11 protein-coding genes are annotated in these 13,157 nt (G+C 72.9%); 7 read left to right on the forward strand and 4 right to left on the reverse strand.

From position 1 onward, the window contains the following. Nucleotides 1-35: 35 nt before the first annotated feature. The 3 genes from ACFYTT_RS15110 to ACFYTT_RS15120 form a co-directional block, all read right to left on the reverse strand. A complete protein-coding gene (locus ACFYTT_RS15110) occupies nt 36-1,448 on the reverse strand; it encodes an ATP-binding protein (RefSeq protein ID WP_387259796.1) in 1,413 nt (470 codons plus the stop codon). A gap of 17 nt (nt 1,449-1,465) precedes the next feature. Further along, nucleotides 1,466-2,155 (reverse strand): response regulator transcription factor, encoded by a 690-nt coding sequence (locus ACFYTT_RS15115; RefSeq protein WP_131054346.1) that lies wholly within the window; start codon nt 2,153-2,155, stop codon nt 1,466-1,468. A gap of 85 nt (nt 2,156-2,240) precedes the next feature. Next, on the reverse strand, nt 2,241-3,092 hold the full coding sequence (locus ACFYTT_RS15120) for a DUF1775 domain-containing protein (RefSeq protein ID WP_387259563.1): 852 nt from the start codon (nt 3,090-3,092) through the stop codon (nt 2,241-2,243). 200 nt (nt 3,093-3,292) lie between these two features. Between ACFYTT_RS15120 and thrS the strand changes: the two genes are divergently transcribed. The 3 genes from thrS to ACFYTT_RS15135 all read left to right on the forward strand — a co-directional run bounded on the left by thrS (nt 3,293) and on the right by ACFYTT_RS15135 (nt 7,404). Next, nucleotides 3,293-5,296: a threonine--tRNA ligase gene (gene thrS / locus ACFYTT_RS15125; RefSeq protein ID WP_131054803.1), complete on the forward strand. Its 2,004-nt coding sequence runs from the start codon at nt 3,293-3,295 to the stop codon at nt 5,294-5,296. Nucleotides 5,297-5,491: 195 nt separating this feature from the next. Beyond that, complete coding sequence (locus ACFYTT_RS15130; RefSeq protein WP_131054805.1) at nt 5,492-6,004, forward strand: HIT domain-containing protein; 513 nt, start codon at nt 5,492-5,494, stop codon at nt 6,002-6,004. Nucleotides 6,005-6,345: 341 nt separating this feature from the next. Further along, entirely contained in the window at nt 6,346-7,404 is a 1,059-nt protein-coding gene (locus tag ACFYTT_RS15135) for an aldo/keto reductase (RefSeq protein ID WP_387259566.1), read from the forward strand. Nucleotides 7,405-7,538: 134 nt separating this feature from the next. Here ACFYTT_RS15135 and ACFYTT_RS15140 read toward each other — a convergent pair whose 3' ends face one another. Next, nucleotides 7,539-9,662 (reverse strand): elongation factor G-like protein EF-G2, encoded by a 2,124-nt coding sequence (locus ACFYTT_RS15140; RefSeq protein ID WP_387259569.1) that lies wholly within the window; start codon nt 9,660-9,662, stop codon nt 7,539-7,541. A gap of 247 nt (nt 9,663-9,909) precedes the next feature. Here ACFYTT_RS15140 and pgsA point away from each other — a divergent pair, with 247 nt between their 5' ends. Genes pgsA through ACFYTT_RS15160 form a run of 4 tightly spaced genes read left to right on the forward strand, consistent with a single transcriptional unit; the run spans nt 9,910 to nt 13,104 of the window. Further along, nucleotides 9,910-10,521: a phosphatidylinositol phosphate synthase gene (gene pgsA, locus ACFYTT_RS15145; protein WP_131054800.1), complete on the forward strand. Its 612-nt coding sequence runs from the start codon at nt 9,910-9,912 to the stop codon at nt 10,519-10,521. After that, nucleotides 10,518-11,396, forward strand: a complete 879-nt coding sequence (locus tag ACFYTT_RS15150; RefSeq protein WP_176093265.1) for a phosphatidylinositol mannoside acyltransferase — start codon at nt 10,518-10,520, stop codon at nt 11,394-11,396. Before pgsA ends, ACFYTT_RS15150 begins: the two co-directional genes overlap by 4 nt. 14 nt (nt 11,397-11,410) lie before the next feature. Beyond that, nucleotides 11,411-12,571 carry a glycosyltransferase family 4 protein gene (locus tag ACFYTT_RS15155; RefSeq protein WP_131053935.1) on the forward strand — a complete coding sequence of 387 codons (1,161 nt, stop codon included), beginning with the start codon at nt 11,411-11,413 and terminating at the stop codon, nt 12,569-12,571. Nucleotides 12,572-12,597: 26 nt separating this feature from the next. Next, nucleotides 12,598-13,104, forward strand: coding sequence for a hypothetical protein (locus ACFYTT_RS15160; protein WP_131053936.1), 507 nt, complete (start codon nt 12,598-12,600; stop codon nt 13,102-13,104). Nucleotides 13,105-13,157: the final 53 nt, after the last annotated feature.

Here is a 13,157-nt window from a genome sequence, read left to right on the forward strand (position 1 = left end):
TGTGCCGCCGCACAACCCGGCGGCTCGTGCCGTCGTCAGCCGTCGGTGGGCCGTTGCCTCGGCCAGCGCCGGCCGCTGCCCTTCTGCTCCCGCGCCTCCCGGGCCATCCGACCCACCAGGCCGAACCGGCTGACCTGCCGGGGCGTCGCCTCCGGGTCGGCGAGCAGCATCACCACGCTGGCGCCGCCGAGTCGGGCCCGGTCGATGCTCACCGAACCGTTGGCCTGCAACGCCACCCGCTTGGCGATGTCCAGCCCGAGGCCGGTGGAGCCCTGGTCGCTGGTGCCCCGGCGCAGCGCGCGATCCGGGTTGGCGATGCCCGGCCCGGCGTCGTCGATCCGGATGGCCACGTACCCGTCGCGGCGGGACACCGCCACCTCGAACGCGGTGCCCTGCGGGGTGTAGCGGAACACGTTGCCGATCACCGCGTCGAGCGCGGCGGCCAACTCGGCCCGGGGCACCGGCGCCGGGATCCGCAACTGGGCGCCGACCACCCGGTGCGGGCGGTTCTGGTCGCCGGCGAGGGCCGCCCAGAACACCATCCGGTCCCGGACCACCTCGCTCACGTCGCACATCGCCGGTGCCGCCTCGGTGGCCACCGCCTTGCGGGTGGTCTTGATCAGCACGTCGATCTCACCCTCCAGGGTGACGATCGCCTGCCGGATCCGCCGGATGCCGCGTCGGTGGTCCAGCTCCGCCTGGCTGAACGCGTCCACGCTGGTGTCGTCGGACTCCAGCGCCTCCGCGTCGAGCCGGAGCACGGTCAGCGGGGTCCGCAGCCGGTGGGACAGGTCCGCCACCAGCTCCCGCTCCTCGGTGCGGGCCGCGACGAACCGCTCCGCCATCCGGTTGAACGCGTGCCCGGCCTCGGCCAGCTCGCGCGGGCCGCTCGGCTCCACGCGTACGCCCAGGTCGCCGTCGCTGACCGCGCGGGCCGCCTTGACCAGCCCCCGGGTGGCGTCGACCGTACGGGCGGCGAGCCGGTCCACCACCAGCACGGCGGCACCCACCAGGGCGACGGCCACTCCGACCAGCAGCCACCAGCGGCCCGAACCGCCGAGCGCCTCGTCCGAGACGAAGACCTCCACCACGGCCGTCCGGTCGCCCAGCACCACCGGGTCCAGCCGCAGCACCCCGCCGTCGACGTCGACCACCAGTGAACGTCCCTCGGCGCGGGCCCGGTCGAGCTGGCCTGCGTCGGCGCGTCCGGCCCCGGCGTCCACGTCGTCGAGACCGTGCACCACCGGGCGGGTCACCGGGTCGACGCCGCTCGCCTCGATCGCGCGCTCCACCAGCACCGGCTGGGTACTCACCGCGAGCGCGCCGGTGACCAGCGCGCTGCGCCGGGCCGCGTCGGCGATCGCCTCGTCGCGGGCCTGGCCGCCCAGGGTCAGGCCGAGCGGGATCAGGAAGGCCAGTGCCAGCAGGATGCCGGTGCCGCCGGTCAGCAGCGCCAGCGAGCGCCTCAGTCCGGCGCCACCAGCCGGAAGCCCACCCCCCGCACGGTGCGAAGGTAGCGGGGTTTCGCCGCGGACTCGCCCATTTTGCGGCGTAGCCAGTACAGGTGCACGTCGATTGTCTGGTCCTCGCCGACCGATGGCTGCCGCCATACCTCCTCCAAGAGTTCCCGCCGGGACACTACCCGGCCAGGTCGGGCGGCGAGATAGGCCAGCAGGTCGAATTCCTTACGTGTCAGCGCCAGCGCCTCACCGTCCAGGAGGGCGCTGCGTTCACCGACGTCGACCCGGAGCCCGCCGACGCTGTGCACGGCCGGTGCCACGCCGCGACTGGCGCGGCCGACCCGGCGCAGCACGGTGGTGATCCGCGCGTCCAGGTGCGCGCCGGTGAACGGCTTGACCATGTAGTCGTCGGCGCCGGCCCGCAGCAGCTTCACCACGGACTGCTCGTCGTCGCGGGCGGTGGCGATGATGATCGGTACGTCGGTGATGCCGCGCAGCATCCGCAGCGCGTCCGACCCGTCCAGGTCCGGCAGGCCCAGGTCGAGCACGACCAGATCGGGGGTCTCGGCGGCCACCCGGCGCAGCGCGTCCAGCGCGGTGCCGACCGCGTGCACAGCGTGGCCCCGGTCGGTGAGGGAACGAAGCATCGCGCCGCGTACGACGTGATCGTCTTCGACCAGCAGGACGGTGGCCACGCCAGAACGGTACTCGGAGTGGTGCGATACGTCGTTGCGGCCCACCCGACAACGCGCCAAGCTGGTACGACGACGAGGCCGACCCTCAGCGGTTCGCGCCGGCCTCGACCACCTCGTCGTCGCGGCGCTGCGCCGGGTCCGCGTCGGCCGTCGGCTCGGCGGTGGGCTGCTCGTCGAGGACCGACCGGTCGATCTCCTCCGCGGTGCTGCGGCGGCGTCGACTGATCAGCCAGCCGATCACCGCGCCGCCGCCGAGACCGGCGACCAGGCCGGCGGCGAGCAGGCTGTTGGCGTTCGGGCCCTCGTCGGGCGTGGCGGCGGCCGGCGCGGGATCGCCCGGCGCGGCCCCGCCGGGGGCCGCGCCGTGAGCGCCGTGGGCGGCACCCGGGTACGCCGGGTCGCCCGGGGTGAGGGTCAGCGCGGGCAGCGGACGCTGGCCGGGACCGTTGCCCCAGTGCACCTGGAGGCCGTCGGCGTAGGTCTGGGTCAGCGCGAACTGCACCTGCTCGGTCTGCGGCAGCGGCGCCATCGAGAACACCAGCCGGGCCGGTCCCTGCGCCGCCGGCCCCGAGGCCCGGGTCCAGGTCAACGCGGCGGTCACCACGTCGGTCGCCGGGCCGTGCATGCCCGCGATCGGGACGTCCAGTTTGCGGGGAGTGATCGCGGGTGCCCAGCCCTCCACCGAGAGCGGATACACCTCGGCCACCGGCGTCTCCACCGGCATCCGGATCTCGATCCGTTCGGTCCGGACCCCGGGCCGCTCGTCGGGCACCACGAACTCGAGCTTGACCGAGTTGCCCTGCTGGGCCTCGGCCGGAGTGAACGTCACACCGTCGGCCCACGCCGTGCTCGCGGGCCAGAGCAGTACCCCGGCCGTGGCCAGGGCGGCCACCAGCGCGCCCCGGCGTCGACGGCTGCCGCCGCGCGTCATCGCCATGCTGGGTTCCCCTCCACATCGACGTGGCCGGAACCGGCTCCGGCCACACCTGGTAGTTCGGATCCCGGGCCGAAAAGGTTCAACGGTGGCGGGATTCGTCCCCTACGGTGTCGGGGACGGTGGCCACCACGCCGACCGATACCATCGCGGTGAGCCGTCACCGGCACCTTTCCGTCACATCTGCTGCGAGGAGTTCACCCGTGTCCGCACCCCGTACCCCCGCCGTGGCCGACCCCGTCGTCGTCGCCGCCGGGACCACGGCGGCCGACGCGGTGGCGGCGGCCGGGTTGCCCACCACCGGCCCGAAGGCGATCGTGGTGGTCCGCGACCCGCAGGGCACCCTGCGCGACCTGGACTGGCGTCCGGCCGAGGAGACCGCCGTCGAGCCGGTCGCGCTGGACTCGCCGGACGGGCTCGACGTGCTGCGGCACTCGACCGCCCACGTGCTGGCCCAGGCGGTGCAGGACGTCTTCCCCGAGGCCCGCCTCGGCATCGGTCCGCCGATCGAGAACGGCTTCTACTACGACTTCGCGGTGGAGAAGCCCTTCCAGCCGGACGACCTCGCCAAGGTCGAGAAGCGGATGCAGGAGATCGTCAAGTCCGGGCAGCGGTTCCGGCGGCGGCGCTTCGACAGCCTCGACGAGGCCAAGGTCGAGCTGGCCGCCGAGCCGTTCAAGCTGGAGCTCATCGACGTCAAGGGCGAGGGGCTGGACTCCTCCGAGGTGATGGAGGTGGGCGGCGGCGAGCTGACCATCTACGACAACCTCGCCGCCGACTCCGACAAGGTCTGCTGGTCCGACCTGTGCCGGGGCCCGCACCTGCCCAACACCCGGCTGATCGGCGCGTTCAAGCTGATGCGCTCGGCCGCCGCGTACTGGCGGGGTAGCGAGAAGAACCCCCAGCTCCAGCGGGTGTACGGCACCGCGTGGCCGACCCGGGACGCGCTCAAGGCGTACCTGAAGCTGCTGGAGGAGGCGGCCCGGCGCGACCACCGCAAGCTCGGCGCGGACCTCGACCTGTTCAGCTTCCCCGACGAGCTCGGCTCCGGCCTGGCGGTCTTCCACCCCAAGGGCGGCATCATCCGCCGCGAGATGGAGAACTACTCGCGGATCAAGCACGAGCAGGCCGGCTACGACTTCGTCAACACCCCGCACATCACCAAGGGCCACCTCTACGAGGTCTCCGGGCACCTCGACTGGTACGCCGACGGCATGTTCCCGCCCATGGAGGTGGACGGCGCCAGCTACTACCTCAAGCCGATGAACTGCCCGATGCACGACCTGATCTTCCGGTCCCGTGGTCGCTCCTACCGCGAGTTGCCGCTGCGGATGTTCGAGTTCGGCACGGTCTACCGGTACGAGAAGTCCGGTGTGGTGCACGGCCTGACCCGGGTGCGCGGCATGACCCAGGACGACGCGCACATCTTCTGCTCCGAGGAGCAGATGGCGGGGGAGTTGAAGTCCCTGCTCGCCTTCGTGCTCGAACTCCTGCGCGACTACGGGCTGGACGACTTCTATCTGGAGCTGTCCACCCGCAACCCGGAGAAGTCGGTCGGCACCGACGAGAACTGGGAGCGGGCCACCGAGGCGCTGCGGTCGGCGGCCGAGGAGTCCGGCCTGGACCTGGTGCCCGACCCGGGTGGCGCGGCCTTCTACGGCCCCAAGATCTCCGTGCAGGCCAAGGACGCCATCGGCCGTACCTGGCAGATGTCCACCATCCAGGTCGACTTCAACCTGCCGGAGCGCTTCGGTCTGGAGTACCAGGCCGCCGACGGCACCCGGCAGCGGCCGGTCATGATCCACCGGGCGTTGTTCGGCTCGATCGAGCGGTTCTTCGGCGTGCTCACCGAGCACTACGCCGGGGCGTTCCCGGCCTGGCTGGCCCCGGTGCAGGTGGTCGGCATCCCGATCCGTGAGGACCACGCCGACTATCTGCACGGCTTCGTCGCCGCGCTGCGCGCCGAGGGCGTCCGCGCCCAGGTGGACGCCGGTGACGACCGGATGCAGAAGAAGATCCGCACCGCCCAGCAGCAGAAGATCCCGTTCATGGTGATCGCGGGGGACGACGACGTGGCCGCCGGCACCGTCTCGTTCCGCTACCGTGACGGCTCGCAGCGCAACGGGGTGCCGCTGGACGAGGCGGTCTCCCACGTACTCGACGTCGTCCGCACCCGCACCAACGTCGGCCCCTCCGCCCAGATGTAAGGAAGGGCACCTTATTAACGCCTGCGGTAGAGCAGGGGACCCTTCCTCACATCACAGCGCGTGCCGCTCCACTGATCACGACGCGTGCCGCTTCTGCGCTCACGACGGGTGCCGGGCCGAGGCTCGGCACCCGCCCGTCGGGGCCGTAGGATCGCCGGTGTGACTGGGGGAGCGGACGAGCACAGCGACAGGGACATGGCCGACGGGCTGGACCGGCTCTGGACGCCCCACCGGATGACCTACATCTCCGGCGAGGACCGACCCGAGGGCGGGTACGAGCAGCCCTCCGGTTGCCCGTTCTGCCTGGCGCCGGCCCGGTCGGCGGAGGAGAGCCTGGTCGTGGCGCGGGGCGAGCACGTCTTCGTGGTGCTCAACCTCTATCCGTACAACCCGGGGCATCTGCTGGTCTGCCCGTACCGCCACGTGGCCGACTACACCGACCTGGACGAGCCGGAGACGGTCGAGCTGGCGTCGTTCACCCAGGCCGCCATGCGGGTGATCCGCAAGGTCAGCAATGCGCACGGCTTCAACCTGGGGATGAACCAGGGCGGGGTGGCGGGCGCCGGTATCGCCGCCCACCTGCACCAGCACGTGGTGCCTCGTTGGGGCGGCGACGCCAACTTCATGCCGGTGATCGGGCAGACCAAGGTGTTGCCGCAACTGCTCGGCGACACCCGGGACCTGCTCGTACGCGCCTGGCCGACCTGACCTCACCCGCGCCTCTCGCGCCGCCTCCGGCACTCCTGGGCTCCGCGCCTCGCCTCCGCCCTGGTTCCGGCGAGGTGTGCGCCGACCGCTACCGCTGCGCCGCCTTTGCTCTGCTCCACCCCACGCAACGGTTACGCGCTGAAGTCGATGCGTATCGGTGAGCAGAGCAAAGGGGGCGGGGAGGGAAACCGGATCCGGGCCGATCCGCAGGTCGTCCGGGTGGGGCACGAAACGGGGCGGATCCGGGTCGATCAGGGGTGATCCGTGGGAGACGGTCCCCCGTACGGATGATCGTGCTGGATGTCTGTCAAACCCTGTCCGGAAGATGGCACGATGCGCCGGTGGCGGAGTCGACGCGGACGCTCGGGCGCAGCGGGATCGAGGTCAGCGCCCTCGGCATGGGCTGCTGGGCGATCGCTGGCCCCTGGTCCGAGGGACACACCCCGCTCGGCTGGGGGGCGGTCGACGACGAGGAGTCCGTCCGGGCGGTCCGCCGCGCCCTCGACCTCGGCGTGACCCTCTTCGACACCGCCGACTCGTACGGTGCCGGGCACGGTGAACGGCTCCTCGGCCGGGCCCTGGGCCGCCGGCGCGACGAGGCGGTGATCGCCACCAAGTGGGGGTACACGTTCGACGAGCGGTCCCGGCAGGCCACCGGCAGGGACGCGTCCCCGGCATACCTGCACCGGGCGGTACGGGACTCGCTGCGCCGTATCGGCACCGATCGGATCGACCTGTACCAACTGCACCTGGCCGACCTGCCGGTGGCCCCGGCGCAGGCGTTGATCGGCGTCCTGGAGGACCTGGTCACCGACGGGCTGGTGCGGGCGTACGGCTGGAGCACCGACCGGGTCGACCGGGCCGTCGCGCTCGGTCAGGACGCCCGGCACGGCGCGGTCGTCCAGCACAGCCTGTCGGTCCTCCGGGACGCCCCCGACCTGCTCGCGGTCTGCGACAAGTACGACCTGGCCAGCGTCAACCGGGGGCCGCTGGGGATGGGGCTGCTCACCGGCAAGTACCACCACTGTTCGACGCTGCCGCACGACGACATCCGGGGGATGACCTCGGGATGGCTGGAGTGGTTCCGGGGTGGGCGGCCCGCGCCGGAGTGGCTGCGTCGGGTGCACGCCGTGCGGGCGGCGCTGACCGCCGACGGGCGCACCCTGGCGCAGGGCGCGCTGGGCTGGATCTGGGCCCGCAGCGACCGCACCATCCCGATTCCGGGGTGCCGTACGGTCGCCCAGGTCGAGGAGAACGCCGCCGCCCTGGCCCTCGGTCCGCTGCGCCCGGATCACTTCGCCGAGGTCGAACGCCGACTCGCCGCCCTGCGCTCGGCCGCCCTGCGTGAGGTGGACCGCCCCTACTGGCCCAGCCCCATGCTCCCCACCGCCCGTCCCTGACCACACCTTCGCGCCGATCATGGAGTTGTGGCGCTCCCAAAAGGCCAAATTCGGACCAATGGACAGCCACAAGTCCATGATCGCGACGACGGCGGGCGTGCGGCGGCGGGCGGGCGGCGGCGGTGGTGGTGGTGTCAGGGGGTGGGGTGGGAGTCGAAGCGGAGGAAGCGGCGGTGGAAGGTGCCGGTGCCGGCGGTCATCGCGCGCAGCTCCACCGCGTACCGGAGCAGACCCGTCGCGGGCACCTCGGCGCGTACCAGGGTGCGGCCCTCGGCGTCCGGGTCCGGTTCGGTGCCGAGCACCCGGCCGCGTCGACCGGAGAGGTCGCCCATCACCGCGCCCACGTTGCCGTCGGGGACCCGGACCGTCACCTCGTCGATCGGCTCCAGCACGACCGGTGCGCCCTGCTCGGCGGCGTCGCGCAGGGCCAGCGCCCCGGCGGTCTGGAACGCCGCGTCGGAGGAGTCGACGCTGTGTGCCCTGCCGTCGACCAGGGTCACCCGCAGGTCCACCACCGGGTGACCGGCGACCAGCCCGCGTTCCATCTGGGCGCGTACGCCCTTCTCGACCGAGGGGACGTAGTGGTGCGGTACGGCGCCGCCGACGACCCGGTCGACGAAATCGAAGCCGGCTCCGCGCGGCAGCGGTTCCACCTCGATGTCGCAGACCGCGTACTGGCCGTGCCCGCCGGACTGTTTGACGTGCCGGCCGTGTCCACGGGCCGGTGCGGTCAGGGTCTCCCGCATCGGCACCCGCACCGGTTCGGTGTCCACCTCGACCCCGCCGGCGCGCAACCGGTCCAGGACCACGTCGGCGTGTGCCTCGCCCATGCACCAGAGCACCACCTGGTGGGTCTCCGGGTTGCGTTCCAGCCGCATCGTCGGGTCACCCGCCACCAACCGGGCCAGGTTGCGGGCCAACGCGTCCTCGTCCGAGCGGGTCTTCGCGACCACGGCCACCGGCAGCAGCGGCTCGGGCATCTCCCACGGGGCGATCAGCAGCGGGTCGTCCTTGGCCGAGATGGTGTCGCCGGTCTCCGCGCTGCCGGACTTGGTGATCGCGCAGATGTCACCGGCCACCGCGACACCGACCTCGCGCAGTGTGGCGCCCAGCGGGCTGTAGAGGTGGGCGACGCGCTCGTCGGCGTCGTGGTCCGGGTGACCGCGTTCGGCCAGGCCGTGTCCGGCGATGTGCACGGTACGGTCCAGAGTCAGCGTGCCGGAGAAGACGCGTACCACGCAGACCCGCCCGACGTGCCGGTCCACGGTCGTCTTGACCACCTCGGCGACCAGGGGACCGTCCGGGTCGCAGGTCAGCGGCGGGCGGGGCGAGCCGTCGACGCCGGTGACCGGCGGCAGGTCGTGCTCGGGCGGGGACGGGAATCCGGCGGTGAGCACCTCCAGCAGGACGTCCAGCCCGACGCCGGTGGCCGCGCAGACCGGCACGACCGGATAGAAGTGACCTCGGGCGACGGCCTTCTCCAGGTCCTCGACCAGCAGGGCGGGATCGATCTCCTCGCCGCCGAGGTACCGGTCCATCAGGGTCTCGTCCTCGCTCTCCGCGATGATCCCCTCGATCAGCTCGTCGCGGGACTCCGCGATCGCCGGCAGGTGCTCCGGGTCGGGTTCGCGGACCTGCGCGGGCAGGCCGGCGGTGTAGTCGAAGACCCGTCGGGTGATCAGCCCGAGCAGGCCGGCGGTGGACTCGCCGTCGTCACCCAGCATCGGCAGGTAGAGCGGGACCACGTTGTCGCCGAAGACGCGCTGGCACAGCGCCACCGCCTCGTCGAAGTCGGCGCGCGGGTGGTCCAGGCGGGCGACGGCCACCGCCCGGGGCATGTCGACGGCGGCGCACTCCTCCCAGAGCGCGGCGGTGGCGGCGTCCATGCCGTCGACGGCGGAGACCACGAACAGGGCGGCGTCGGCGGCCCGCAGTCCGGCCCGCAACTCGCCGACGAAGTCGGCGTAGCCGGGCGTGTCCAGCAGGTTGACCTTGATCCCGTCGTGGTGCAGCGGCGCGCAGGAGAGCGCCACCGAGCGCTGCTGGCGTACGGCGGCGGGGTCGTGGTCGCAGACGGTCGTCCCGTCGGCGATCGAACCCGGCCGGTCGATCGTGCCGCTGGCGGCGAGCAACGCCTCGACAAGCGTCGTCTTGCCCGCCCCGGAGTGCCCGACGAGCACCACGTTGCGGATCCTGGCGGGGTCGGTCACCGCCGGCACACCGCCGGCGGCCCCCTTGTCGTGACTCTTCTGCGCCATCGGGGCGCACCTCCCTCAACCGGTGGTGGTAGGTGGCGACCGCCGCGCGCGACGGAGACGCGGCCCGGGCGGGTACTGCGGCGATATCTTCCGGGGGACCGCTCCGCAGCGTGCAGTCAACGGGTGGTCGGGTGAGCCGCGTCACCTTACTGCTCGATCTCACACCCGCAGGCGGACCGACACAAGCCTTGCCACGCGGACCGGCGGTGTCGTCGGCCAGGGAGCCGACCGTTATCGTGGGACCGCCATGGCGAAGATCTTCCAAGTGTCGGCCCGCGCGGGGATGACCCGCGTCGTCGAGCCGATCGCCCGCAGCCTGCTGCGCGCGGGCGTGTCCCCCAACGCGGTCACCGTCGCGGGCACCGTCGGAGTGCTCATCGGCGCACTCGGCTTCGGTGCACGCGGCCATCTGGTCGCCGGTGCGCTGATCGTGACGGTCTTCGCGCTCACCGACCTGCTCGACGGAACGATGGCCCGGATGAGCGGCGGGTCCACCAAGTTCGGCGCGTTCCTCGACTCCAGCATGGACCGGGTCGCCGACAGTGCCGTCTTCGGCGCGGTCGCCTTCTATCTGGCCGGGGAGGGGGACCGCGGGGGCATGGCCGCCGCGTTGATCTGCCTGGCCGCGGGGGGTCTCGTCTCGTACGTCAAGGCCCGCGCCGAGGGGCTCGGGATGAGCGGCGACGTGGGCATCGCGGAGCGTACGGAGCGGCTGCTGATCGTCGGCGTCGGCGGCGTGCTCGCCGCGCTGGTCCACCCGGCGGCGCTGCCGATCGCGCTCTGGCTGCTGGCGGCGGTGTCGCTGTTCACCGTCGGCCAGCGGATGCGGTACGTCTACCGGCAGGCCCAGCTCAGGTGAACCTCACCGAACTCGGGTTCGTCGCCGGCTGGCGGCTGGTCCGGGTGCTGCCCCGGCCGGTGGCGGCGGCGGCGTTCGACGCGGTGGCGGACCGGGCCCACCGCCGTCGGGGCAGGGGTGCCAGCCGGCTGCGCGCCAACCTGCGCCGGGTGGTCGGTCCGGAGCTGCCCGACCAGGAGCTGGACGAGCTGGTCCGGGCGGGCCTGCGGTCGTACTCCCGCTACTGGATGGAGGTGTTCCGGCTGCCGTCGCTGAGCCGGGAGCAGGTGCTCGCCGGTTTCCGGCTGGACGGCACCGAGATGCTCGCCGCCGACGTGGCGGCCGGGCGGGGCGCGGTGGTCGCGCTGCCGCACGCCGGTAACTGGGACCTGGCCGGTGCCTGGGTGGCGGCCAACGGGTGGCCGCTCTCCACCGTCGCCGAGCGGCTCAAGCCGGAGGGGGTCTTCGAGCGGTTCGTGGCCTTCCGGGAGGGCTTGGGCATGGAGATCCTGCCCACCACCGGGGGAGACCGTCAGCCCATCGACGTGCTGACCGACCGGCTCCAGGCCGGTGCGGTGGTGCCGCTGCTGGCCGACCGCGACCTCTCCGCCCGGGGCGTGGAGGTGGACTTCTTCGGCGGCCGGAGTCGGATGCCGGCCGGTCCGGCGCTGCTGGCGCTGCGCACCGGTGCCCCGCTGTACGTGGCGTCGCTGTGGTACGAAGCGGATACGGCGTGCGCCTCGATCGAGGGGCCGCTGCCGCTGCCGGGGCCGGCGGAGGGCTCGCTGGACGAGCGGGTCCGTACGCTGACCCAGCGGATCGCCGACGGTCTCGCGTCGGGCATCGCCCGGCATCCGCAAGACTGGCACATGTTGCAGCGGATGTGGCTGGACTGAGGGGACGGGACGCAATGCGGATCGGCATCGTCTCCCCGTACTCCTTCGACGTGCCGGGCGGGGTGCAGAACCACGTCATGGATCTCGCCGAGGCGCTGATCGGGCTCGGCCACGAGGTGAGCGTGCTGGCTCCGGCGGACGAGGACTCGCCGCTGCCGCCGTACGTGGTGCCGGCCGGCCGGTCGGTGCCGCTGCCGTACAACGGCTCGGTGGCCCGGATCGCGTTCGGCCCGGTCTCCACCGCCCGGGTGCGCCGGTGGATCACCCGGGGCGACTTCGACGTGCTGCACGTGCACGAGCCGCTGACGTTGAGCCTCTCCATGCTCGCCGTGCTCTCCGCGCGGGGGCCGGTGGTGGCCACCTTCCACACCGCGATGACCCGCTCCCGGGTGCTCTCGGTCGCCCAGGGCGTCCTGCAGATCGTGCTGGAACGCATCACCGCGCGGATCGCGGTCAGCGCGCTGGCCCGCAAGGTGCAGGTCGAGCACCTGGACGGCGGTGCGGTGGAGATCCCCAACGGGGTGGCGGTGGCCAAGTTCGCCGGGGTGGCGCCGCTGCCGGGCTGGCCGGGCGAGTACGCGCCGGGCGACGGCGGGACGCTGGGCTTCCTGGGCCGGTTCACCGAGCCCCGCAAGGGGTTCCCGATCCTGCGCGACGCGTTCGTGGAGTTGGCCCGGCAACGCCCCGGGTTGCGCCTGTTGGTCGCCGGACCGGGGGACCGGGACGACCTGTTCGACCAGTTTCCGCCCGATCTTCGGGATCGGGTGACCTTCCTCGGGCTGGTCTCCGAGGAGGAGAAGGCCCGGATGCTGCGTAGTGTGCACCTGTACGTGGCGCCGAACACCGGCGGCGAGTCCTTCGGCATGATCCTCACCGAGGCGCTGGCCGCCGGCACCACGGTCGTCGCCAGCGATCTGGACGCCTTCCGCCGGGTGCTCGACGGCGGGCGGGCCGGGCGGCTGTTCCCCACCGGTGACGCGGTGACGTTGCGCGGGCGCCTGGCCGAGCTGCTGGACGATCCCGCCCAGCGGGCCGAGCTGACCGCCTGCGGGCACCAGGTGGTGGCGAATTTCGACTGGCCCGTGGTTGCCCGGCGCGTTCTGGAGGTATACGCAGCGGCGATCGAGGCGACCGACGGGCGGGTGATCGACCAGGAGTGGGTGGGGCCGGACTGACCGGGAGGAACGGGAGCAGCACTACGATGCCGGGCATGTGGTGGGTGGTGGGCGCGACGGTGGTCGTCGCCCTGGTGGCGGCGTACCTGATCTGGACCGCCGGCCGGGTCGAGCGGCTCCAGTCCCGTGCGCAGCTCGCCGCGCGGGCCCTGGACGCCCATCTGCTGCGCCGGGCCGCTGCGGCGGCCGTGCTGGCGGAGCGGCGGTACGGCGTCGAGCTGTACGCGGCGGCGCGGATCGCGCTCGACGCCGGCCCGGACGAGCGGGAGGCGGCCGAGAACGACCTGACCCGGCAGTTGCGTGCGGTCGAACTCGATCCCGCCGACCCGGACTGCGACGCGGTGATCGCGGCCAGCCGGCGACTCGCGTTGGCCCGGCAGGTGCACACCGACCTGGTCCGGGACGCCCGTTCGGCGCGCGGACGGCCGCTGGTGCGGCTGTTACGGATGGGGCGGCGTCACACCTGGCCGCGCTACTTCGACATCGACGACCCGACGCTGACCGTGCCCGCCGTCGACGTGCGTACCCGCTGATCTGCTCGCTGCGCCGGTCTCCCGGCAGGCGGGTGACCGGGGCCACAGAGCAG

Source organism: Micromonospora sp. NPDC003816, assembly GCF_042874705.1.
GTDB lineage: Bacteria > Actinomycetota > Actinomycetes > Mycobacteriales > Micromonosporaceae > Micromonospora.